This window comes from Mycobacterium sp. FW102-FHT13B02, assembly GCF_058790275.1.
In genome coordinates this window covers 1-22,321 of sequence record NZ_JBYTCM010000023.1, presented here as the reverse complement: position 1 = coordinate 22,321, position 22,321 = coordinate 1, and the positions used below count along the sequence as shown (strand labels likewise).

The following is a 22,321-nucleotide window of genomic DNA, read 5'->3' as shown; positions in this document are numbered from 1 at the left end:
GTGGGCGCGCCCGACGACGCACATTGGCGCACGGCGGGAGACCGGATACAGACGCTGCTCGACGCCAGCTCGGCGGCCGGGCCGGTGGCGCGTGAGCGCGCCGAATTGTTGGTAGGCGAAGTCACCGATCTGTACGGTGCTGCGCTGCAACGGATCATCGGGCTGCTCGCCGCCACACCTGAGTTCGTCGAGCAGTTCGCCGCCGACGATCTGATCGCCAGCCTGCTACTGGTGCACGGCCTGCATCCGCACGACACCAGACGGCGCGTCGAGGACGCACTGGACAAGGTCAGGCCGTATCTCGGTTCTCACGGCGGCGATGTCGCCGTGCTGAGCGTGGCCGAGGAGCCTGGCGGCGCGGCCGTACGGTTGCAATTCTCGGGTAGCTGCAAGAGCTGTCCGTCGTCTGCGGTGACGCTGGAGCTCACCGTCGAAGACGCCATCCGCGCGGCCGCCCCGGAGGTCAGCACCATCGAGGTGGTCGCGGCCCAGCCCGAAACCGGGGTGATACCGCCGGATACGCTGCTGAGCCGGATTCACCGCAACGGCCACACCGGGTCCGCCTGGCATCCGGTGCCGGAGCTTGCTGACCTGAAACACGCTGAGGTCGGCGGGTTCCGGGTCGCGGGCAGCACAGTGCTGGCGTGCCGGCTCGGCGAGAACTGGTTTGTCTACCGGGACCGGTGTGGGCGCTGTGGTGATTCCCTGGCGGGAGCCGCACTGCACCCCCGCGTCGCAGCGCCCGACCCGCTGCTGCGCTGCCCCCGCTGCCACGCCCATTTCGACGTCGTGCATGCGGGCACCTGCGTCGACGAAAACTCTTCAACTGCCGAACATCTCGATCCGCTACCGGTGCTGATGCGCGACGGCGTACTGTCCATCGCCTTGGCTGCGGAACCGACCACGGCGGGTGTGCCATGACGAGTGCATACGACGTCCTGGCGCGGATCCGCGCCAGCCGGTCACTGCCTCCGGCCGGCGGTGAGCGGTGCGAGATGTGTTCGGAGCAGATCGCCGCAGAGCACCAACATGTGGTGAACATCGAAGGCCGACAGTTGATGTGCGTCTGCCGGGGCTGCTATCTGCTGTTCACCGACGTCGATGCCGCGCTGCGCTACCGCGCGGTCCCCGACCGGTATCTCACTTTCCCCGAGTTCGCGCTCGGCCACCGCGAATGGGAACTGCTGCAGATACCCGTCGGCTTGGCGTTCTTCTTCAGCAACTCCGCCCTCGACCGCACCGTTGCCTTCTACCCGGGGCCAGCCGGCGCCACGGAATCCGAACTGGACCTTGACATTTGGGACGACATCCGGGCTGCCGATCCGCGTGTCGACCTCCTGGCCGCGGACACCGAGGCACTGATCGTGCGGGTGCCGGACGGCCCGCTGCCCATCGAATGCCATCTGGTGCCCGTCGATGCCTGCTACGAGTTCGTCGGCCGCCTGCGGATGCTGTGGCGTGGCTTCGACGGCGGGCAGCAGGTCCACGAATACGTCGAGGAATTCTTCACTGCGATCACCGAACGCGGCAAGGTCGTGACGCCGTGACCGAGGTAACCTTCGCCGTCGTCGACGTTGTCCCCGAGCCCTACGCGGTGGCCCCGGTACTGACTGCACGGGTAAGGATCGCGGCGGCCGGCGACGAGCCGGTGCACGCCATCGCCTTGCGTGCCCAGATCCGCATCGAGCCGCTGCGCCGCGGCTACACCGAGGACGAGGCGGCCGCGCTGCTGGACCTGTTCGGTACCCGCGACCGCTGGGACACCACGCAACACACCTTTCTGTGGCAGCACAGTGGCGTCATGGTGCCCGGATTCAGCGGCACCACTCAGGTCGATCTCCCCCTGGAGTGCACCTACGACTTCGAAGTCACCGCGGCCAAGTTCTGCCATGCACTGCGCGACGGCCACATCCCCTTGCAGTTCCTGTTCAGTGGCACGGTTTTCACCAAGGGGCAGCGTGGCTTCGCCGTCACGCCGGTGCCCTGGGATCGAGAAGACCACTACGACCTGCCGGTATCGGTATGGCGCGACCTCATCACCATGCACTATCCGCACACCGGCTGGATCAGGTTGCATCACAACACCATCGACGCATTGGTCGACTACAAGGCCCGGCATGCGTTGCTCGGCCTCGACGACGCGGTCACGGCGTTGTTGGCCTGCCAGACTGCGGAGGACCTCCGATGACTGCTTCCTGGGAACGCGCCAGAGCCGTTGCCGACGCGGTGCTCTACGAGGGGTATCTGCTCTATCCCTACCGGTCGACCTCGGGAAAGAACCAGTCCCGCTGGCAATTCGGCGTGCTCGGCCCACAGTGGGCGGCCGAGCTCGGGCTCGGCGAGGATGACACTCTCTCGGCGCAACTTCTCGTCAGCCCCGGGCCTGACACGGCGCTGACCATCGTCGTGCGGTTCCTGCAGCTGCAACACCGCGCCGTCGAACGAGACACCGCTGACGGCTTCGCACCGGTCCACGAACTGACGGTGGCCGACCGCACCTGGCTCACCTGGGACGAAGCGGTGGCATGCGAGATGTCGTTCGGGCCGCTGCGCGAATCCGAACTCGAGACGCCGCAGACGCTGCCGATCATCATTGCCGGTGGGCGCGACGTCGAGCCCTTCGAAGGCGGCAGATTGGTCCGGAGCCGCGTGGAGTTGCGCGCCGAGCTGACGGTGCGGGCCGAACCCGATGACGGCCTGCTGCGCATCAGCCTGGCGCTGCGCAATACCGCTGCGGCACCGGCAGACAAGGATGCCGCGATCGCCCACTCACTGATCGGCACCCACCTGATCGCCGAAGTCACCGGCGGCGAATTCGTCTCGCTGCTGGAACCGCCCGTGTCGGCCGTCGACGCCGTCCGCCGCTGCCTGCGGCACCGCTGCTTCCCGGTACTGGCCGGTCCGCCCGGGGACACCACGCTGATGCTGGTGTCTCCGATCATCCTGTACGACCATCCCGAGATCGCCGAGCAGAGCGAGGGCGCCCTGTTCGACTCGACCGAGATCGACGAGATCCTGACGTTGCGCGTCATGACGATGACCGACGCCGAGAAGGCGCAGGCGCGCGCCACCGACCCGCGCGCGGCGGAGATCATCGATCGCTGCGACGCGATGTCACCGGAAGCACTGCTGAATCTGCATGGAGTGTTGCGTAATCCACACGCCGGCGGCGACGTTCGATCGTTGATACCCGAGGTGCCCGAAGGCATGGACTGGTGGGACCCGCTGGCGGACACCGCGGTCGCCCCGAACGTCGATGCCGTGCTGGTGAACGGGGTGCGAGTCAGTCGCGACAGCCGGGTCCGGCTGCACCCCTGTCGCCGCGCCGATGCACAGGACCTGTTCTACGCCGACAAGGTGGCCCGAGTCACCTGCGTACACGAGACGGTCGACGGAGACCAGCAGATCGGCGTGGTCCTCGAGGACGATCCGGCCGCCGAGATGCACGACTGGTACGGCCGCTATCTGTACTTCGCACCTGACGAGGTCGAACCACTGGATGAAGGGATATCACCATGGAAGTAGTGGGTTGGATTGCCGTGATCGTCGTCGCGGCAGTGGTGGTGGTCGCAGGGGTCGTCGGCGTCCGCTCCATCCCGGATGCGCGCCGATACCTGCGCATGCGACGGATGTGACGGAGGCACTGCCACGCAACAGATCCTGGTAGCCGGTATCGGCAACATCTTCCTCGGCGACGACGGCTTCGGACCCGAGGTGCTCCGTCATATCACCGCTGCCGCACAACCTGGTGTCCGCCTGACGGACTACGGCATCAGGGGCATGCACCTCGCCTACGATCTCCTCGGCGAGTGGGACGCGCTGGTGCTTGTCGACGCACTCCCCTGCCGGGACGCGCCGGGGACCGTGCGCGTCTTCGAGGCCAGTCACCAATCGCTCACGGAGGCGGTGGGCCTGGACGCGCACGCCATGGACCCCACAACGGTGTTCGCCAGCCTGAACGCGCTCGGCGGACAAGCCCCCTACACCGTCGTCGTAGGGTGCGAGGTTGCCGACGTCGACGACCGGATGGGTCTGTCCGATGTCGTTGCCGCCGCGGTCCCGGCTGCCGCCCGCGCCGTCGAAAACGTTGTCGCCGAACTACTCAGCCGCACGCCGGCCCGGGAGGGCTGACCGATGTGTCTGGGTATACCGGGGCGGGTCATCCAGATGCTGGACGGCTACGGCGACCAGCTCGCACTGGTCGATGTCGCCGGTGAGCCACGCAAGGTCAATGTCGGAATGCTGCCAGACGAGACCTTCGATGCCGGCGACTGGGTGATCATCCACATGGGTTTCGTCCTCGAAAAGACTGACGCCGCAGGCGCCGCGGCGGCACTGGACGGCCTCAAACTGATGGGCAACGACGACCGAGGCGCGTCATGACACGCCAACGGTTACGCATCTGCGCACACGGCGTCGTCCAGGGCGTCGGCTTCCGGCCATTCGTCTACACGACCGCGGCGGCGCTCGGACTGAGCGGGTCGGTGCGCAACGACAGCTCCGGGGCGATCATCGAGGTGGAGGGCGACACCAGCGCCATCGGGGATTTCCTGGATCGGCTGAAGAACCACCCACCACCGCTCGCCGTCATCGAATCTGTTCAGACGCAGGATCTTCCGATATGCGGCGGCACCGGATTCGCCATCACCGACACCTCGCACTCCGGCGGCGGCCGTACCCTCGCCTCCCCCGACGTCGCGATCTGCGACGACTGTGCAGCAGAGCAGCGCGACCCTGGCAACCGGCGCTACCGGCACCCGTTCGTCAACTGCACCAACTGCGGGCCTCGCTTCACCATCATCGCGACGCTTCCCTACGACCGCGCCGCCACCACCATGGCCGATTTCCCGATGTGCCCGGACTGTGCGCGCGAATACGCCGACCCGGCCGACCGTCGCTTCCACGCGCAGCCGGTCTGCTGCCCGCAGTGCGGACCGACGCTGAACTTCCGCGACCACGACGGCATCAGCACCGGCGGCGAAGCCGGCCTCCGCTGTGCACGGAACCTGTTGCGCGACGGCGGCATTCTTGCGGTCAAGGGCATCGGCGGATATCACCTGGCCTGCGACGCCGCCAACGGCGCAGCCGTGGCAACGCTGCGGCGGCGCAAGCGTCGCGGAGACAAGCCATTCGCGGTGATGGTTCCCGACCTGGCGACGGCGCGTGGTATCGCCGATGTGAACGATGCTGCCGCACAGTTACTCTCGGGCATCCAGCGCCCGATCGTGCTGCTGCCCAAGCGGAACGACACCGCTCTTTCCGCTCTGGTCGCGCCGCACAATCCGGACATCGGCGTCATGGTCGCGTACACCCCGCTGCACGCCCTGCTGTTCGGACTACCCGGCGACGATCCGGGTCCCGAAGTACTGGTGATGACGTCGGGAAACCTTGGCGGCGAACCGATCTGCTTCACCGACGCCGATGCCTTGGACCGCCTCGCCGCGCTGGCCGACGGCTGGCTGCTGCACAACCGGGCGATCCTGGTGCCCTGTGACGACTCGGTGGTCCGGGTGATCGACGGGGACGAGATGCCGATCCGCCGGTCACGTGGCTACGCGCCGCTGCCCGTCGCGCTGCCAGTACCCGTCGCGCCGACGTTGGCCGTCGGAGCCGATCTCAAAAACACATTGGGCGTGGCCGACGGGAAGTATGCCTGGCTGAGCCAGCACGTCGGCGATATGGACGACCTGGCCACCCTTTCGGCGTTCGATGCGGCGCAACAACATCTGCAGGAGCTGACGGGCGTGGTCCCCGAGAATCTGGTCGCCGACGCCCACCCCGGCTACCGGTCCACCGCGTGGGCACACCGCAATGCCGGCGGACGGCCGGTCCGCACGGTCCAGCACCATCACTCCCATATCGCCGCGGTGATGGCCGAGCATGGCCTGGACGGCAGCAGCCAGGTGCTCGGATTCGCCTTCGACGGAACGGGTTACGGCCCTGACGGTGCGATCTGGGGCGGCGAGGTGCTGGTTGCCGACTACAAGGGCTACCGGCGAGCGGCGCAGTTGCGATATGCGCCGCTGGCCGGAGGTGACGTGAGCGTCGAGCGACCGTATCGCATGGCGCTTTCGCACCTGTGGGCCGCCGGCTTGCCATGGAGTGACGATCTGCCGCCGGTACAGGGCTGCCCAGACGACGAAGGCGCGGTCCTGGCCCACCAGCTGCGGACGGGACTTGGCTGTGTGCCGACCTCCAGCATGGGCCGGCTTTTCGACGCCGTGGCCGCACTGGCCGGCGTGCGGCAAACCGTCGACTACGAAGCGCAAGCGGCCATTGAGCTGGAGGGTCTGTCCCGCGGTACACATTGCGGCGCAGTCACTTACGCCTTCGACATCATTGCGGGCGATCCCGTGCTCGTCGATCCGGCGCCGGTGCTCAGGGCCGTCATCGACGATCAGCGTGCCGGCACTCCTGCCGGCGTGATCGGAGCGCGCTTTCACCAGGCGGTGGCCGGGGTCGTCGTGGAACTCGCTGAGCTCGAGTCGAAAGTGACCGGCATCCGCATCGTCGCCTTGTCCGGGGGCGTGTTCCAGAACGCGCTGCTGCTCGGGCTGGTGCTGGGTGGTCTGCACGCCAAGGGGTTCGAGGTGATCACCCACCGCCACGTCCCGCCCAACGACGGGGGCATCGCATTGGGCCAACTACTGGTGGGCAATTCAAACTGAGAAGAGGAGCACTCCCATGTGTTTGGCAGTTCCGGGGAAAATCCTGAGCCTGTCCGAGCGGGACGGCACTCTGATGTCCCTCGTCGACTTCGGCGGCATTCAGAAAGAGGTCTGTCTGCAATACATCCCGGACGCGGCGGTCGGCGAATACGTCGTCGTCCACGTGGGATTCGCCATCCAACGACTCGACGAGGAATCGGCGCTCAAGACATTGGCCGAGTTCGAGCACCTCGGCGTCCTCAATGAGGAATTCGGGGACGGGTTCACGATCGCCGCACGTCAAGCAACCGAGGTGACACCATGAAGTATCTGGATGAGTTCAGCAATCCCGAGCTGGCGGGTAAGCTCGTCGACCAGATCAGGGCCGCCACCAGCAGACGTTGGTCGATCATGGAAGTGTGTGGCGGGCAGACACATTCGATCATCCGTCACGGCATCGACCAGCTGTTGCCCGACCAGATCGAGATGATCCACGGCCCGGGCTGCCCGGTGTGCGTGACTCCTCTGGAGATGATCGACAAGGCACTCGAGATCGCGTGCCGGCCCGACGTGATCTTCTGCTCCTTCGGCGACATGCTGCGGGTGCCGGGCAGCTCCAAGGACCTGTTCCGGATAAAGAGCGAAGGCGGCGACGTGCGGGTGGTGTACTCACCACTGGATGCCTTGACCATCGCACGGAACAACCCGGACCGGCAGGTGGTGTTCTTCGGCATCGGATTCGAAACGACTGCGCCCGCCAACGCGATGACCGTCTATCAGGCCAAAAAACTTGGCATACAAAACTTCTCATTGCTCGTGTCGCACGTCCTCGTACCACCGGCGATCGCGGCAATCATGGAGTCACCGACTTGTCGGGTCCAGGCGTTCCTGGCCGCCGGGCACGTGTGCTGCGTCATGGGAACGGATGAGTATCCGGCACTGACCGAGACGTACCGGATCCCCATCGTGGTCACCGGATTCGAGCCGCTGGACATCCTGGAAGGTATCCGGCGCACGGTGATTCAGCTGGAGGCCGGCAGGCACGAATTGGAGAACGCTTATCCGAGAGCCGTTCAGGCGCAGGGAAACACCGCGGCCAAGGCGATGCTGGAGGACGTCTTCGAGGTCACCGACCGGACCTGGCGCGGGATCGGCATGATTCCCAAGAGCGGCTGGCGCCTCTCGGCTGCCTACCGCGATTTCGACGCGGAGTACCGGTTCTCGGTCACGGGCGTCCACACCGCCGAATCCGCCATCTGCCGCTCGGGCGAGGTGCTTCAGGGCCTCATCAAACCGCACGAGTGCGCCGCATTCGGCAAGGAGTGCACTCCGCGCAACCCGCTGGGCGCGACGATGGTCTCGTCGGAGGGCGCCTGCGCTGCCTATTACCTCTACCGGCGCCTCGAGGTGACACATGCCTGAAATGGACATCGAGTCCTGGGTCTGCCCGACTCCGCTGCGCGATGCACCGAACATTGTGATGGGACACGGTGGCGGCGGCGCGATGTCGGCCGAACTGATCGAGCACTTGTTCCTGCCGGCATTCGGTCCGGCGGCCGACGCCGGTATGGGTGACTCGGCCGTCATGGCGGTCGGAGACATCCGGTTGGCGTTCTCCACCGACTCATTCGTGGTCAAGCCGCTGACGTTCCCCGGCGGCACCATCGGCGACCTCGCGGTCAACGGAACCATCAACGATCTCGCGATGGCCGGAGCGCAACCGTTGGCGTTGTCGACGGCGTTCATCCTCGAAGAAGGCACCGCGCTGCAGGAAATCGCGCATGTCGCCCACGCCGTCGGCACCGCCGCGCTCGCGGCCGGGGTGAAGCTGGTGACCGGAGATACCAAGGTGGTCGATTCCGGTCATGGCGACGGCGTGTTCATCAACACCGCGGGAATCGGCGTCGTCGACCCGCGCGTCGATATCCGTCCGCAGCGGGCCATGCCCGGTGACACCGTGATCGTCAGCGGCGACATCGGCGTGCACGGGGTCGCGGTGATGAGCTGCCGCGAAGGTCTGACCTTCGCGACCGCGGTGGCCAGCGACACCGCGCCGCTGCACGGACTGGTAGCCGCGATGATCGACACCGGCGCAGACCTGCACGTCCTGCGTGATCCCACCCGGGGCGGAGTGGCCGCGACGCTCAACGAGATCGCGAAGACCGCGCACGTCGGGGTGGCGCTGGACGAACGCACCTTCCCGATCCCGCCCGAGGTTCGCGACGCGTGCGGCCTCCTCGGCCTGGACCCCCTGCAGGTGGCGAATGAAGGCAAGCTGTTGGCCTTCGTGCCCGCCGACGACGCAGATCGGGTGCTGGCCGCGATGCGCAGCCACCCACTCGGCGCGCGGGCCGCGGTGATCGGTCAGTGCGTCACCGAGCATCCCGGGATGGTCGTCGCCCGGACCGCGCTCGGCGGCACTCGCGTGGTGGACCTGCCCATCGGAGAGCAGCTACCCCGGATCTGTTAGTCCGGTTCGCCGTACTCGTCGAACCAGTAGGCAAGTTTCCCGCGGCGGCTCACCGCGCGCAGTCTGCGCTCGGTGGCCTCGCGGGTGGTGCTGGTGCTGACGATCAGCAGCTCGTCACCGGCTTCGATACGGGTGTCAGGCTGCGGCACGAAGGTGTGACCCTTGCGGATGATCAGTGTGATGACGCTGGGATCGGGCAGTCGCAGCTCCAGCACCGTCACGTTGTGCAGTCGCGATTGCGGCAACACGGTGAGGGTGAGCAGCTCGGCGTCGAGCACGTCGAGCGGCGCCGATTCCACCTGAAGCTCGCGCGTGATGTCACGCCGGATGAGGCCGAGCCAGTGCGCTATCGGCTTCAGGCTGGGTCCCTGGACCAGCGTGAAGACCACGACCAGCACGAACACGATGTTGAGAAGCCGGTAGCTGTCCGGGACGCCCGTGACGATCGGGTAGGTGGCCAGCACGATCGGCACCGCGCCGCGCAGCCCCGCCCACGACAAAAAGGCCTGTTCTCGCCACGGCACTCGAAAACCGATCAGCGACAACACCACTGACAGTGGTCGAGCCAGCAGCAGCAAGACGAGACCGACCAGGACGGCCGGAATCAGGTCGCGGCCGAGCTGGCTGGGGTTGACCAGCAATCCGAGCAGGACGAACAGCCCGATCTGCGCCAGCCAGCCCAGCCCTTCGGCGAAGGATCGGGTGGCGGCCCGGTGCGGCAGCCCGGAATTCGCCAGCACCAAGCCCGTCACGTACGCGGCGAGGAATCCGCTCGCGTGGGCCACCCCCGATGCGGCGAAGGCCACGGTGCCCAGGCCGAAGGTGGCCAGCGGGTACAAGCCCGACGCCGGTAGCGCGATCCGGCGCAGGGTGACGGCGCCGAGATAGCCGCACAAGACGCCGATCCCGGCTCCGGCGAGCAGTTCATACGCGAGGCTGAGCAGCGCCTCCCCCGCCTCGAAATGCAGCGGGACCGCGCTGAACATCAAGACCAGGATGACGGCCGGCGCATCGTTCAGACCGGACTCGGCTTCCAGCAGACCAGCCAGCCGCCGCGGCAGTGGCAGCACCCGCAGCACGGAGAACACCGCCGCCGCGTCGGTCGATGAGACGATGGCGCCCAGCAGAAGTGCGAGCTGCCAAGGGAGGCCGAGGAGTAGGTGCGCGCCTGCCGCGGTGACCACGGTGCTGATGGCCACGCCCAGCGTGGCCATCACCGCCGCGGGCGCGATGCTCTTTCGGACGTCACTGAAGTGGGTGGTGAGACCACCTTCGATGAGGATCATCGTGAGTGCGGCCGTGCCCAGGTCGCGGGCGAGCGTGACGTCGTCGAACCTCAGTCCGATGCCGTCCTCCCCGAGCAGAACACCGACCCCCAGGAACAGCAACAGACTGGGGAGGCCGGCCCGGGTGGCCAATCGGGTGGCGACGATGCTGGCCAGCAGCACCAGGGCACCGACGAGCAGTACCCGGTACATCTCCTCCAGCGTCATCGGTCCCCGTTCAGATCTGTGGCCACGGCCGAGCCAAATGTATCCGGCCGGTAGGCGACAATGACTGCGTGAGCACCCGGGGCATGCGCGTGGCTATCGCCGGCGCCGGCGCGGTGGGCCGGTCGGTGGCGCAGGAACTCGTCGCCAACGGCCACAAGGTCCTTCTGATCGAGCGCGACATCCAGAAGTACGAACCGCACACGGTCCCCGAGGCCGACTGGCTGTGGGCCGACGCCTGCGAGGTGGCCTCGCTGGAGGAATGCGGCATCGAGATGTGCGACGTCGTGATCGCCGCGACCGGCGATGACAAGGCGAATCTCGCGATGGCGCTGCTGGCGAAAATAGAATTCAGCGTGCCGCGGGTGGTCGCTCGCGTGAACAACGTGGCCAACGAATGGCTGTTCACCGCGGACTGGGGTGTCGACGTCGCAGTGTCCACGCCGCACGCGATGGCCGCCGGCGTCGAGGGCGCCATCGACGTCGGCCACCTGGTGCGGCTGATGGGACTACGTCAGGGGCATGCCAACCTGACAAAATTCACGCTGCCACCGGACAGCCCGTTGATCGGCCACATCATCGGGGACATGACCCTGCCGCCGAACACCCTCTTGGTGACGGTGCAGCGCGGCAGCAGGATCATCGTGCCGCAATCCGGCGACAGCTTCGAGGCTGGCGACGAACTGCTGTTCGTGGCAGACGAATCCGTCGACGACGGAGACATCCACGACCTCATCCACGGCAGCTAGAGCGCGTAGCAGTACCTACTGGTCGGCACCGAATCCAGATTCGTGTGAGCGCCGAAGCGCATGACGCTCTCGACCATGAGCGTCATGCGACGCTGCAGTTCGGCATCGTCGCCGCCGCTGCCGTAGAACGCATGTGCGTCGGTCATGGCCGCCATGTGGAACAGTTCCTCGACGACGGCGTCGACCCGGTCGGCGCCGTGCACCGTCCGCAGCACCCGGTTCTGCACATAGCCGAACGTGTCCTGGGTGTCGATGGCGACGCTGGTGTGCTGCCCCTGCCAAATCTCGAGCCAGTCGGCCGGGTCGAGCCCCGCCGGGATGCGCAGGAATCCGATCTGCGCCAACGCCGTCGTCCGAACCCCGTTTTCCACACTGGGCGGGACCAGGCGCACCGTCTCCTCGACCTCCCAGCCGGCACTGCGCTGAGAGATCGCCGCCAGCAGGTCTGAAATCGAATCGACGACCTCTTTCGATCGGGCGGCAGTCCACACACTGACCACCGCGGACACCGGGCTGTCGAACGTGGTGATGCGCAACATCGCCGTCTCGACGTCCGCGTCGTCGACGTTGATCTGCAACCGGTTCACCCCCGCGGCCCGCAGCAGAACGTGCAATTGCCTCGACTGCAGCGCCGTGTCCAAACCCGAGCCCCACAACGCGTAGACCAGCTTCACGGCGTCAGCCATGCTTGGCAGCCATCGGCTCGGCCTGCATGACCCCGCCGGCCTGGAGCCACTCGCCCACCGCCCTCGGCGCATCGCGGACGGGGTTGTAGACGTCCTCCTCAGAGGAGAACAGGTTGTCCCCGGCATAGACGAGGCGGGTGATGTTGGGGAAGCCGAACACCTTGCCCGGCTCGGTCGGATGGTCGAGGGCGTTGATGATCTCGGTGACGATCGCGCCGTTCTCCTCATCAATCGCGACCCAGGTGTGCGGGAATCGCATGTGCGGGAACGGCTTCATCACGCCCACGATCCATTCGCGAACGGCCTCGCGGCCGTGCATCTCGCCGTAGGCGTGCTCGATGTAGTGCACGTCTTCGGTGAACAGATCGGCGAACGGGGCCCAGTCACCGGTACTCGAACAGACCTCGACGACCTTGGTGTAGTGCTCGAGCGCGGCCACCAGCTCGTCCCGCGTGAATCGTGGCATGTCCGAACCTCCAGAGGTTACTAGAATCAATTTCAGTTTTGGGACTCTACCCAACAACTAGAATTCGCTCCAGACCCAAAAAGGAGCTGCACCTTGGCACGAATCGCCGAACCCCGCCCAGCCGCTGAGCCCAGCTCCGCCGTGCAGCAGCAGCGCCGCGACGCGATCCTCAAGGCCACCGCGGCCCTTGCCGCCCAGAAACCCGCCGACCAGGTACAGATGAACGAGGTCGCCCGCGCCGCCGGCGTCGCGCTCGGCACGTTGTACCGCTACTTCCCCTCGAAGACCCACTTGTTCGTCGGCCTCATGGCCGACCGCGTGGACCAGATGCAGGACGGCATCCATCGCCGGAAGGCCCCGGCCGGTGCCGCGGCCGATCGCGTGTTCGATGTCCTGTCGCGCGCCACCCGTCCGATGTTGCGCCAGCCCCACCTGACGGCGGCCATGCTCAACTCACTGAACACCGCCGACGCGACGGCGGTGGCCGAGGTGGGCCATATCGACCGCCAGGTGCGCAGCATGCTGCTGACCATCTGCGGGGTGGATGATCCTGGGCCACAAGATATTTCGCTGATGCGCCTGGTTCAGCACACCTGGCACGGCATCTTGCAGTCCAGCCTGAACGGGCGGATCTCCGCCGACGAGACCGAAGCCGAAATTCAGTTGGCGTGCCGGCTGATCCTGGCTCCGCTTGCCGGCACCGAATAGCGCCGCCTAGGCCCGAAAACAACCTTCGAAGTGGCCGTTCTCGATTCCCGCGGTCTGCATGAACGAGTGCGCGACGACCGGACCGACCAGGTGAAACCCGGCTTCCCGCAACGCCGCTGACAGCTGAATGGACTCAGGGCTGACCATCCGGCCGTCATCCCAGCTCCTGAGTCGATGACGCTGCCGTGGTTCATGCTGCCAGCACAATCGCGAGAGCGAATGCTTCGACAGCAGCCGGGCATTGTGCACGGTGGCCTCGATCTTTCGCCGATTGCGAATGATGCTGGTGTCCGCCATCAATCGCTCGACGTCGTCGGTGGTCATCGCGGCCACGGACGCCGGTACGAATCCGCTGAACGCGTGACACAGGCTGTCCCGCTTGTCGAATACGGCCGCCCAGGACAGCCCGTTCTCGAAGTATGTCAATGCGAGTAGCTCGAATAGCGCAGTGTCGTCGCGGGTCGGCATACCCCATTCCAGGTCGTGATAGGTCCGCAAATCCCGGCCCGTTTCGGTCGCCCACCGACACCTGGCGACACCATCCGCAGCGGTGACCACGGTGGGCAGTGCCGCCGACATCCCGACGCCTGCCATCGCTCTCATCTCACGGACCGCCGTCAGACGTAGCCATGTGCCGCCGCAAGCTTCTCCGCATCTTCAAGCGCCTTTGCCAGATCGCCGGCCGGATTGTCGGTCAGCATCGTGGGCTGAAATCGCAATTCGTCGACCTCCCGAATCCCAGCTTGATTGAGCCACATGCGCAGGTATGCCGCGTGATGGTCTACTCCGAATGCCGGTTCGGCGACACCCCGTGCGTACACGCCGGAGGTGAGGGCAAGGGTGGCATGCTTGCCCGTGAGCAGTCCCCGGTAGCCGGCCTGCGGGTCCAGACGCCACAGAATCCCCGGCTGATGAACCAGATCGATGAAATGCTTGAGCCGGTAGGGAATTCCGGAGTTCCACATCGGCGAAGAAATGAGATACCGGTCGGCAGACGTGAAGCGGTCAGCGATTGCCACGATCTCGTCCCAGGCCGACTGTCCGGCGCCATCTTGCCCGGCTCCTTTGATGACGTTCATCTTCGCAGCCGCTTTGTCGCCGTCGAATGCAGGAAGCTCTGTGTCCCACAGATCGAGGATATCGATCTCGAGGTGCGGATTGGCTGCCGTCAGCGCATCGAGATACGCCGTGGCGATCTGCCTCGACGTCGAATCACTCTTACGCGGAGACGCCTGCAGGTAAAGCAATTTCGTCATGGCCGGACTTCCTTTCAGCGATCCGAAGGCACTTCGGTAAACCCAGGTTCGCCCCCGTCGACCACGGAGTTGAATCGGATGCGGGTGTCCAGGCGCTCGTTGATCTCCTCGATCGCGGCATCGGGAAGCGCTGTGACATCACAGTTTTCGGCGATTCGGGAGGGTGTGACCGATGCCGTCAGGACTGCGCTGCCGCGTTGGATCCCCCACGCCAGCAGGACCTGCGCGGGCGCCTTCCCGAACCGCTGCGCCATCGAGACGATGAGCGGATCGTCGAGCAATCGTGGTTCGAGTGCATGCCCGAGCGATGCGAACGCCAGCAAGATGGCGCCATGGGTCTCGGCCAGTTCGTGCAGTTCCCACTGCGGGTGGTATGGGTGCGCCTCGACCTGGACGACTGCTGGCTTGATCCGCGCGAATTCCAGCACGTCCCTGGTCCTTTCGGCACTGATGTCAGAAAGTCCGATCGCGCCGACAAGCCCTTCGTCGACGAGATGCTCCATGGCGGCCCACGTTTCAGCCAGGGTGACGCCGTTGTCATAGATCACGTTCCCATGCGCGTCCCGGGGATCCTGGTCATCGCCCGACTGGAACGCGAACGGCGTGTGCACCAGGTACAGGTCGAGGGTGTCCAATCCCAACCGGTTCAGGCTCGCCTGCAGCGCGGGCTTGACCCGTTCCGGGCGGTGGTTGTTGTTCCACAGCTTGGTGGTCACGAACAGGTCTTCGCGACGGACCGTCCCGTTGGCGAACAGCTCCTTCAGCGCCGCACCGACCTGCGCTTCATTGCGGTAACGCTCGGCGGCATCGAGGTGGCGAAATCCGGCTTCGACCGCCGCGATCACCGCGGCCTCGGTCTTGGTGTTGTCGGACAGTGAAGTCCCGAACCCGAGGGCCGGGATTGCGCCGCTGCCGTTGTTCAGCGGGAAACGCCGCTGTCGCAAATCGTCGGTCAATGTCATGATCGTGGACTCCTTGTTCACTGATGGTTTGGTTTGTGGAAAGCACTCAGGGGCAATGTATTTCGAGATTCCCGCCATCGACACTCCCGTCGACGATGGCGACCGCCTGCGCGGTGGTCCATACCGCGCTGGCCAGGTATCGAAAGTTCACCAGCGCGGCCAGGTAACCGTCGCCTTCGGGCAGGCGTGGACCCGCCGTGGCGTCTTTGACCACGGCCACCTCGAAGCCCTGTTCGACGAGTTCGCGCAGGTGCCCTTCGACACAGAGGTTGGCGGCCATCCCGGCCAGGATCACCTGCGTCACGCCACGCTTGCGCAACTGCAGCACAAGGTCATTCGACTCCGGACCCACGATCTTGTGAGGTGAGGTGACGACGGTGCGGCCGTCATGGATGTAGTGCCGGTATGCGGGCAGGAAGTCCGCGCCGGACTCGGCGAAACCGTCCATCGTGTAGGCGCCTGTGCGCGCGAACATGCCGACACCGCCCATGAACTGCTCGAGCGGGTCACCGAACCGCCACTGCTCATCGGTTGGATAGAAGTAGTGCGGCGAGACCGCGACCGTGAGCCCCGCACGCTTGGCCGCATCGAACAATTGGCCGATATGCGTGACGGTGTTGTTCTCTTCCACACTCGCGCCGAACACCGACCACGCCACGCCGTCGGCACTGAGGAAATCGATCTGAGGATCGGTGACGACGAGCGCCGCATGCGCGTGGTCGAGCACGAAGCCAGAACTCGGTAAGGCGGGGTCCGGCGGCTCGGCGTAGTCGGAGTGGTCTGCCATGGCACAGCCTTCGCGGTCGGTGGATGTTGACACCGCAAGAATAGATGACCGGTCGTCTATGAATCAAGGGCAGTCGACAGTGACGCGCGCAACAGCTCGGGTCAGCGCAACAGCGCCGGCAACGTGACCGCTTCGAATCGGTCGTACGGCGTGCGGCTACGGGTGACCTTGCCCCTCAAAGCCGCACCCTCCCACGCCTCGATCAGCACCGACGCCAACTCGGACGCTCCGCGATCCGCGGCAATGTCATCACCACTGCCCTGCCCTGATCGCACGCAGTCGGCAAGCGCCTCGTCCCAGCGATCGAGGATGCGCGTCAGTTCGGCGCGCACCGGTTCGCTAGACCCGCCAAGCTCCAGAGACATGTTTCCGACCAGACAACCCAGCAGAAAGTCCGCGGACTCGTGCTCGTCGGCAAGCGCGTGGAAGAAGTGCGCGATTCGCTCGTGCGCCAGCCCGTCAGCGTCCAGCAGCGGCAGTATCCGCGCCTCGATATCGGACCAGTAGTGCTCGAGGATCGCCGCGGCGAATGCTTCCTTGCTGGGGAAATACGCGTAGAACGACCCTTTCGGCACGCCTGCGGCGTCGGTGATGTCTTTGACGCCGCTGGCCGCGAATCCGTGCGCGTGCACCAACTCGAGCCCCGCCGCCAGGAGGCGGCGGCGGACTTCCGGATTCGCTGGGCGCGGCATCTCACAATATTAGCCGACCGGTCAGCTATATTCGGCTGCAAAATGGCCGGCCCACGGCTAACGTCTTCGCCGAGGCAGGGAGAACATCGATGCGCGACGACGACGTGGAGGCCGCACTGCGGCGGCACTGGGCGGCATCCGACGCCAACGACTTCGCAGCAGAACACGAAATCTACCGCGACGACGCGGTTCTCGAGTATCCGCAGTCGGGTGAGCGAATCCGCGGGCGGCACAACATTCAGGCGTCGAGATCCGCCCAGCCGAACGTGAAGCACTTCGCGGTACGGCGCATCGTCGGTTCGGGTGAGCTGTGGCTCACCGAGTTGGTGATGACGTATGACGGGCAGCCGTACTACACGGTGAGCATCATGGAATTCTCTGGAGCCGAAGTTGTGCGCGAGACCCAGTACTTCACCGAGGCATTCGAGCCCGGCCCATCTCGCGCCCAATGGGTCGAACGAATGTGATGCCATCCCGATGAGGAGACGCCTATGACCACCCCGAACGAAGGCACCGTCACCGTCGCCGAGAGCGGCGCGGGGACCTACACGCAGGAGATCATCGCGGGCGGGCACCGGTTGGTGGCCGACGAGCCACGACCGTTCGGCGACGACGCCGGACCGTCGCCATACGACCTACTGCTGTCCGCCCTGGGCGCGTGTACCTCCATGACCGTCCGGATGTATGCCAACAAGAAGGGCCTGCCCCTCGAACAGGTGCGAGTATCGTTGCGGCACTCGCGGATTCACGCAAAGGACTGTGCCGAGTGCGAGACGGAACAAGGCATGGTCGACCACATCGATCGTGACATCGAGTTGATCGGCGACCTCGATGACGATCAGCGGGACAAACTGCTCGCCATCGCCGAACGCTGCCCTGTGCACCGAACGCTGACGTCGACGGTGCATGTCACCACGTCGTTGACGTAACGGCGGGCGGGAACGCGGGCGGGAGCTAACTCACCGCCTGCTCGATGATCTGATCCACTTCCATTGCCCGGACAGCCATCTCGGCGTGGGCCTTGTCGAGTGCTTCGGCCTGATCCTCGTCGGCCTTCATCATTCCCTCGATGTCGAAGCCGGCCATGTCCAGCACGCCCATGTCCGCGAACGCCCCCTGCACCTTGGGGCCCCACAGCCCGATGTCCTTGACAATGGGCACGATTCGGCTGAACAGATGCGCCCGGAACTGCTTCATCATGGGCGCCGACTTGTCGACCCACTCGGCACACGCCTTGACGTCGAGGCCGAGGGTCTCGAAGACTTCCTCGCCGCGGAACCGGTCACGCATCAGATAGCAGGCGTCGACCACGAACTCTTCCCTATCGGCTCGTTCGGCATCGGTCAGCCCCGCGTAGTAATCCTTCAGGGAGATGCGGCCGAAGGCGACGTGTCGGGCCTCGTCCTGCATGACGTACGCCAGCAACTGTTTGGCCAGCGAACCGGGCGCCGCCAAGTCACGCTGCACCCCGAACGCGGCGAGTGCGAGTCCCTCGATCAGGACCTGCATGCCGAGGTATGGCATGTCCCACCGCGAATCGCGCAGCGTGTCGCCGAGCAACGCGTTCAGGTTCTTGTTCATCGGGTAGACGAGGCCGACCTTTTCCTGCAGGAACCGCGAGAATGCCTCGACGTGCCGGGCCTCGTCCATGGTCTGGGTGGCTGCGTAGAACTTCGCATCCAGATCCGGGACCACCTCGACGATCTTCGCCGCACACACCATCGCGCCCTGTTCACCGTGTAGGAACTGCGAAAAGTTCCACGCCTGCGAGTGGTGGCGCATCTGGGCGCGCAGCGACTCGTCGGCCGCCTCCCACATCGGGCTGCCGAACAAGGGATGGAACTCGTCGGGCAGGCCGATGGGGTTCATCGGATCGACGTCCTGCGACCAGTCGATGCGCGACTGGGCATCCCACTGCTTGTCCTTGCCCTTTTGGTACAGGGACAGCAGGCGTCCGCGGCCGTCGTCGTATTCCCAGGTGAAGCGCGCATCGCCGCCACTGGCGGTGTCCCACGAGTACGGATCGGGTACCTGGGTGTACTTGTCCTTCGTCGTCATGAACGGCCGCCTCTCTGCGCGCATATGTCCGAACGGAAATATGACCTGTATCACAGTGCGCCGTGGACGGCCGGGCCGTCAACCACTCAGCAGTTGGGCGGGCGCTTCTCGATGAACGCCAGCACGCCCTCGAGCGCGCTCGGATCCATCATGTTGCAGGCCATCGTGGCGCCGGCGTCCAGATAGGCGGCTTCGATGCCGACTTCAATCTGGCGGTAGAACAACGACTTGCCCATGGCGACAGCAACGGCTGGTTTGGCGACGATGCTCGTGACGATCGCCTCGACCTCTTCGTCAAGTGCCTCCGGTGGCGCCACCCTGTTGACCAAACCCAACGCCTCGGCCTCGTGCGCAGCGATGAACTCCCCTGTCACGAGCATCTCGAAGGCGGCCTTCCGTGGGATGTTGCGCGACAACGCGACTCCCGGTGTCGCACAGAACAATCCGACGTTGATGCCGCTGACCGCGAAGCGCGCGTCGGCGCTTGCCACCGCGAGATCGCACATGGCGACCAACTGGCAGCCGGCTGCCGTCGCGATCCCCTGAACTCGTGCGATCACCGGGACCGGCAGCCGCTGGATCGCGAGCATCACGTCGGTGCACTGCGCGAATAGTCTCTGGTAGTACTCGAGTGACGGCTCGGCACGCATCTCCTTGAGGTCGTGGCCGGCGCAGAAGGCCTTGCCGGATGCCCCGAGGACGACAGCCCGCACCGTCGCGTCGTCAGCTAGTGCGCCGAAGGTCTCGCCCAGCTCGGAGAGCATCGCCTCGGACAGCGCGTTGAACGCTTGCGGACGGTTCAGCGTCAAGGTCACGACGCCACGGTCGTCGCGGTCGTGGCGCAACAGCGGTTCGCTCATGGTCGGACGCTAACACCGGATTCCCGAACCCAGCCGGCGCGTCCGTCGGTCAGCGGGTATCCACCAGAAATTACCTGGCCATGGGTCCTACGAGGGTTGTACATGGAAACCGGCCACGTCTCCCGCACCGTCCTCACTGTCGGCGCAGAAGACTTGTTTCTGCCAACCGTGCATTAAATCCTGCCGATCGGAATGATCCTGCCACACAACCAGTTTCAACCATCAGAGCACCACAACAACCGAAGAAGGGGTTCAAAATGAAGAAGTTCGGCTTTGCCACTCTGATCGCTTCGAGCATGACCGCCGCCGTCCTGGGTCTGGCCGTTCCCGCTCAGGCCACCACCGGAACCCCGATCGGCCCGCACTACGGCGTCGACAACCACGACAACGTCAACACCACCAACGGGTTCTACGACCAGGCGTTCTAATTGCCGCTGAAGGGGCCCCCGGACCGTGAGGTTCCGGGGGTCCCTTCGTATGGTGATCTGATGGGGGCCAGGTACATCGACTACCGCGGCACCACCCTGCTGGCGCTCGAAGACGACGGCGTGATCGTCGCCCGCGGCATCCGCTACGCCCGCGCCGACCGGTTCGCCGCCCCGGAACCGGTCAGCGCCGGCACGGAAGTGATCGACGCAACCGAGCGCGGCCCCGCGTGTCCTCAGCTGCCATCTCGTCTGCGACCCGTCACCGGCCCCGTCATCGATGGCCTCACGATCAGCGAACACTGCCAAGTGCTCAGCGTCACCGCACCCGCGAACGCCGAAAGACTGCCGGTGATGGTGTGGTTACACGGCGGGGCGTACGTCTCGGGTGGTGGTGAATCCCCGAAGTACGACCCGCGGCGACTGGCAGTCGACGGCGAGGTCGTCGTGGTGACCGTCACCTACCGGCTCGGCATCTTCGGCTACCTGAACATCCACGACCCGGACACACAGAACCTTGGTCTGCGCGACCAAATCTGCGCGCTGCAATGGGTCCGCGACAACATCTCGGCGTTCGGCGGCGATCCCCACCGCGTCACGGTGTTCGGCCAGTCCGCCGGCGGCGATTCTGTCCTGTCGCTGATGCTGTGCCCGGAGGCAGCCGGACTTTTCACCCGGGCCATCCTGCAGAGCGCTCCACTGGGCCTGCCGCGTGAGCGCTCGTCGATGGCCGCCGCGATGAGCAAGGCGGCGATAGCGTCGTTGGCGGGCGTGCCCGCCATGGAAGCCGAAGTCGGGCAGCTGCTCGACGCACAGCTTGCAGCGCTGAACGCCGCCAAGCCGTTCGGTCGGCTCGGCATGATGGCGTACGCACCCATTCTCGGTCATGCACCACTACCGCCCGCCGGCCAATTCGAGTCGCAGATCGCCGACGCGGCAGCGCGGGTCGAGATCCTGGCCGGCTACACGCGTGATGACGGCCGGCCTTTCGTGTCGATGGATCCGCGCGGCGCCCGCTTCCAGCGGTTGGGACCGCTCGGCGCCGCGCTCACGGCGGCTATCGGTCGCATCCTGACCCGCACCGAATTCGAGAGGCCGACAACCGATCTCGCCCGCACTTGGGAGCGAGTGGGCGCGCGATCGGCGACATACCGCGTCGACTGGGCACCACCGGGGGCACCGCTGGGTGCATGCCATTGCATCGAGCTGCCACTGCTCCTGGGCGCGGTTGACTCGTGGGCGGATGCGCCGATGCTCGGCCCCGAGCCGCGCACGGTCGATGCAGCGCTCGGGTATGAGATGCGTTCCCTCTGGGCCGCTTTCGCGCGCGACGGCGTCTCCGCCCTCGGACAGAGACAACTTGTCTTCGGATGACGGCCACCCAGTCGGGGGCGTGTCTCGTCGGCGCTACTCGGTGGGTACGACCTTGGGTGCGCGTTTCCGCCACATCAATAGTGATAAATCGACGGTACTCACGGTCGCAACGCCCATAGTGTTGAGCACACAAGCACAAGTGCCGTAGCTACCTACTGCGGCCGGACAACGGGGGCGGAATCATGCGAAAGCAGCGTGCAATAGGGATCGGGGCGACGGCATTGCTCGCCGTTGGCATTGTCGGCACCCCGCCGGCTCGGGCCGACGATCAATCATTTCTCAACGAGCTCCGGTCCAACGGCTTCCCGGGCCTGACTTTTGCGGGCCAACAGATGCCCGACGGAGCCGTTGTGGCACAAGGCTATATGGCCTGTAATCGGTTGCATCTGGGGCAATCTGCCGATGACTTGATCGCACAGGTCAACCCTGGCGACGCCAACATCGGCCGGATGCTGGTGCACGCCGCTCAGCGCAACCTCTGCCCCGACACCCTATGACGTTCTCGTCGCACTGACTGTGAGGACTGTGCACGCAAATCGATGAGATTTCGTGCGTATCCCTCACAGCCACGGCGCCACGCGCGTCACCAGACGCAAAACTGCCCCAAGTCCGAAGGCGGGTTCGCGCGGTCGTCGCAACACTCACGAATGTGAGAGGTTGCGGCGACCGTGTCGTTTTCGGAGGACTGTGT

General features: G+C 65.6%; 28 protein-coding genes. 18 read left to right on the top strand and 10 right to left on the bottom strand.

Going from position 1 to position 22,321, the window contains the following annotated elements; translation table 11 throughout:
• The 11 genes from AC3WTE_RS27320 to hypE are packed head-to-tail and all read left to right on the top strand — an operon-like array spanning position 1 to position 9,117.
• Complete coding sequence (locus tag AC3WTE_RS27320) at positions 1 to 921, top strand: NifU-related iron-sulfur-binding protein (protein WP_492442636.1); 921 nt, start codon at positions 1 to 3, stop codon at positions 919 to 921.
• Complete coding sequence (locus tag AC3WTE_RS27315; RefSeq protein WP_492442635.1) at positions 918 to 1,547, top strand: DUF5947 family protein; 630 nt, start codon at positions 918 to 920, stop codon at positions 1,545 to 1,547. The genes AC3WTE_RS27320 and AC3WTE_RS27315 overlap by 4 nt, the downstream gene beginning before the upstream one ends.
• Positions 1,544 to 2,188 carry a DUF6084 family protein gene (locus AC3WTE_RS27310; protein ID WP_492442634.1) on the top strand — a complete coding sequence of 215 codons (645 nt, stop codon included), beginning with the start codon at positions 1,544 to 1,546 and terminating at the stop codon, positions 2,186 to 2,188. The genes AC3WTE_RS27315 and AC3WTE_RS27310 overlap by 4 nt, the downstream gene beginning before the upstream one ends.
• Entirely contained in the window at positions 2,185 to 3,525 is a 1,341-nt protein-coding gene (locus AC3WTE_RS27305; protein ID WP_492442633.1) for a hypothetical protein, read from the top strand. Before AC3WTE_RS27310 ends, AC3WTE_RS27305 begins: the two co-directional genes overlap by 4 nt.
• On the top strand, positions 3,516 to 3,635 hold the full coding sequence (locus tag AC3WTE_RS27300; protein ID WP_459366535.1) for a DUF6893 family small protein: 120 nt from the start codon (positions 3,516 to 3,518) through the stop codon (positions 3,633 to 3,635). Before AC3WTE_RS27305 ends, AC3WTE_RS27300 begins: the two co-directional genes overlap by 10 nt.
• A complete protein-coding gene (locus AC3WTE_RS27295) occupies positions 3,601 to 4,131 on the top strand; it encodes a hydrogenase maturation protease (RefSeq protein WP_492442632.1) in 531 nt (176 codons plus the stop codon). The genes AC3WTE_RS27300 and AC3WTE_RS27295 overlap by 35 nt, the downstream gene beginning before the upstream one ends.
• A gap of 3 nt (positions 4,132 to 4,134) precedes the next feature.
• A complete protein-coding gene (locus AC3WTE_RS27290; protein ID WP_492442631.1) occupies positions 4,135 to 4,383 on the top strand; it encodes a HypC/HybG/HupF family hydrogenase formation chaperone in 249 nt (82 codons plus the stop codon).
• On the top strand, positions 4,380 to 6,668 hold the full coding sequence (gene hypF, locus AC3WTE_RS27285) for a carbamoyltransferase HypF (RefSeq protein WP_492442629.1): 2,289 nt from the start codon (positions 4,380 to 4,382) through the stop codon (positions 6,666 to 6,668). Before AC3WTE_RS27290 ends, hypF begins: the two co-directional genes overlap by 4 nt.
• Positions 6,669 to 6,684: 16 nt before the next feature.
• The gene (locus AC3WTE_RS27280) at positions 6,685 to 6,972 is read left to right on the top strand and encodes a HypC/HybG/HupF family hydrogenase formation chaperone (RefSeq protein WP_459366539.1); all 288 of its coding nucleotides are present in this window, start codon (positions 6,685 to 6,687) and stop codon (positions 6,970 to 6,972) included.
• A complete protein-coding gene (gene hypD, locus AC3WTE_RS27275) occupies positions 6,969 to 8,069 on the top strand; it encodes a hydrogenase formation protein HypD (protein ID WP_492442626.1) in 1,101 nt (366 codons plus the stop codon). Before AC3WTE_RS27280 ends, hypD begins: the two co-directional genes overlap by 4 nt.
• Positions 8,062 to 9,117, top strand: coding sequence for a hydrogenase expression/formation protein HypE (gene hypE / locus AC3WTE_RS27270; protein WP_492442624.1), 1,056 nt, complete (start codon positions 8,062 to 8,064; stop codon positions 9,115 to 9,117). The genes hypD and hypE overlap by 8 nt, the downstream gene beginning before the upstream one ends.
• Here hypE and AC3WTE_RS27265 read toward each other — a convergent pair.
• Positions 9,114 to 10,610 (bottom strand): potassium/proton antiporter, encoded by a 1,497-nt coding sequence (locus AC3WTE_RS27265; protein ID WP_492442622.1) that lies wholly within the window; start codon positions 10,608 to 10,610, stop codon positions 9,114 to 9,116. The genes hypE and AC3WTE_RS27265 overlap by 4 nt on opposite strands.
• Positions 10,611 to 10,693: 83 nt before the next feature.
• Between AC3WTE_RS27265 and AC3WTE_RS27260 the strand changes: the two genes are divergently transcribed.
• Positions 10,694 to 11,356: a potassium channel family protein gene (locus tag AC3WTE_RS27260; protein ID WP_492442694.1), complete on the top strand. Its 663-nt coding sequence runs from the start codon at positions 10,694 to 10,696 to the stop codon at positions 11,354 to 11,356.
• Here the strand turns inward: AC3WTE_RS27260 and AC3WTE_RS27255 are convergent.
• Together AC3WTE_RS27255 and AC3WTE_RS27250 are read right to left on the bottom strand one after the other, a co-directional pair.
• A complete protein-coding gene (locus tag AC3WTE_RS27255; protein ID WP_492442620.1) occupies positions 11,353 to 12,042 on the bottom strand; it encodes a hypothetical protein in 690 nt (229 codons plus the stop codon). The genes AC3WTE_RS27260 and AC3WTE_RS27255 overlap by 4 nt on opposite strands.
• Positions 12,035 to 12,508, bottom strand: coding sequence for a nuclear transport factor 2 family protein (locus AC3WTE_RS27250; protein ID WP_492442618.1), 474 nt, complete (start codon positions 12,506 to 12,508; stop codon positions 12,035 to 12,037). Before AC3WTE_RS27250 ends, AC3WTE_RS27255 begins: the two co-directional genes overlap by 8 nt.
• A gap of 141 nt (positions 12,509 to 12,649) precedes the next feature.
• Between AC3WTE_RS27250 and AC3WTE_RS27245 the strand changes: the two genes are divergently transcribed.
• A complete protein-coding gene (locus AC3WTE_RS27245) occupies positions 12,650 to 13,216 on the top strand; it encodes a TetR/AcrR family transcriptional regulator (RefSeq protein WP_492442616.1) in 567 nt (188 codons plus the stop codon).
• A 6-nt stretch (positions 13,217 to 13,222) separates the two neighbouring features.
• Here AC3WTE_RS27245 and AC3WTE_RS27240 read toward each other — a convergent pair whose 3' ends face one another.
• The 5 genes from AC3WTE_RS27240 to AC3WTE_RS27220 form a co-directional block, all read right to left on the bottom strand.
• Positions 13,223 to 13,810, bottom strand: coding sequence for a DNA-3-methyladenine glycosylase I (locus tag AC3WTE_RS27240; RefSeq protein WP_492442614.1), 588 nt, complete (start codon positions 13,808 to 13,810; stop codon positions 13,223 to 13,225).
• Positions 13,811 to 13,833: 23 nt separating this feature from the next.
• Complete coding sequence (locus AC3WTE_RS27235; protein WP_492442613.1) at positions 13,834 to 14,463, bottom strand: FMN-dependent NADH-azoreductase; 630 nt, start codon at positions 14,461 to 14,463, stop codon at positions 13,834 to 13,836.
• Positions 14,464 to 14,486: 23 nt separating this feature from the next.
• Positions 14,487 to 15,434 (bottom strand): aldo/keto reductase, encoded by a 948-nt coding sequence (locus AC3WTE_RS27230; RefSeq protein WP_492442611.1) that lies wholly within the window; start codon positions 15,432 to 15,434, stop codon positions 14,487 to 14,489.
• A gap of 46 nt (positions 15,435 to 15,480) precedes the next feature.
• Positions 15,481 to 16,221, bottom strand: coding sequence for a cysteine hydrolase family protein (locus AC3WTE_RS27225; protein ID WP_492442609.1), 741 nt, complete (start codon positions 16,219 to 16,221; stop codon positions 15,481 to 15,483).
• A 101-nt stretch (positions 16,222 to 16,322) separates the two neighbouring features.
• Positions 16,323 to 16,913 carry a TetR/AcrR family transcriptional regulator gene (locus AC3WTE_RS27220; RefSeq protein WP_492442607.1) on the bottom strand — a complete coding sequence of 197 codons (591 nt, stop codon included), beginning with the start codon at positions 16,911 to 16,913 and terminating at the stop codon, positions 16,323 to 16,325.
• Between the two features lie 89 nt (positions 16,914 to 17,002).
• On the opposite strand from AC3WTE_RS27220, the gene AC3WTE_RS27215 reads away from it, so the two are divergent.
• Together AC3WTE_RS27215 and AC3WTE_RS27210 are read left to right on the top strand one after the other, a co-directional pair.
• Positions 17,003 to 17,380, top strand: a complete 378-nt coding sequence (locus AC3WTE_RS27215; protein ID WP_492442605.1) for a nuclear transport factor 2 family protein — start codon at positions 17,003 to 17,005, stop codon at positions 17,378 to 17,380.
• Positions 17,381 to 17,404: 24 nt separating this feature from the next.
• Entirely contained in the window at positions 17,405 to 17,842 is a 438-nt protein-coding gene (locus AC3WTE_RS27210; protein WP_492442603.1) for an OsmC family protein, read from the top strand.
• Between the two features lie 25 nt (positions 17,843 to 17,867).
• Here AC3WTE_RS27210 and AC3WTE_RS27205 read toward each other — a convergent pair whose 3' ends face one another.
• Together AC3WTE_RS27205 and AC3WTE_RS27200 are read right to left on the bottom strand one after the other, a co-directional pair.
• A complete protein-coding gene (locus tag AC3WTE_RS27205; RefSeq protein ID WP_492442601.1) occupies positions 17,868 to 18,971 on the bottom strand; it encodes a ferritin-like domain-containing protein in 1,104 nt (367 codons plus the stop codon).
• An 86-nt stretch (positions 18,972 to 19,057) separates the two neighbouring features.
• The gene (locus AC3WTE_RS27200; RefSeq protein ID WP_492442599.1) at positions 19,058 to 19,831 is read right to left on the bottom strand and encodes an enoyl-CoA hydratase; all 774 of its coding nucleotides are present in this window, start codon (positions 19,829 to 19,831) and stop codon (positions 19,058 to 19,060) included.
• A 257-nt stretch (positions 19,832 to 20,088) separates the two neighbouring features.
• Between AC3WTE_RS27200 and AC3WTE_RS27195 the strand changes: the two genes are divergently transcribed.
• The 3 genes from AC3WTE_RS27195 (at position 20,089) to AC3WTE_RS27185 (ending at position 22,127) form a co-directional block, all read left to right on the top strand.
• Complete coding sequence (locus AC3WTE_RS27195) at positions 20,089 to 20,259, top strand: hypothetical protein (protein WP_480217357.1); 171 nt, start codon at positions 20,089 to 20,091, stop codon at positions 20,257 to 20,259.
• A gap of 60 nt (positions 20,260 to 20,319) precedes the next feature.
• Positions 20,320 to 21,630, top strand: a complete 1,311-nt coding sequence (locus AC3WTE_RS27190; protein ID WP_492442597.1) for a carboxylesterase family protein — start codon at positions 20,320 to 20,322, stop codon at positions 21,628 to 21,630.
• A 182-nt stretch (positions 21,631 to 21,812) separates the two neighbouring features.
• Entirely contained in the window at positions 21,813 to 22,127 is a 315-nt protein-coding gene (locus AC3WTE_RS27185; protein WP_492442595.1) for a DUF732 domain-containing protein, read from the top strand.
• Positions 22,128 to 22,321: the final 194 nt, after the last annotated feature.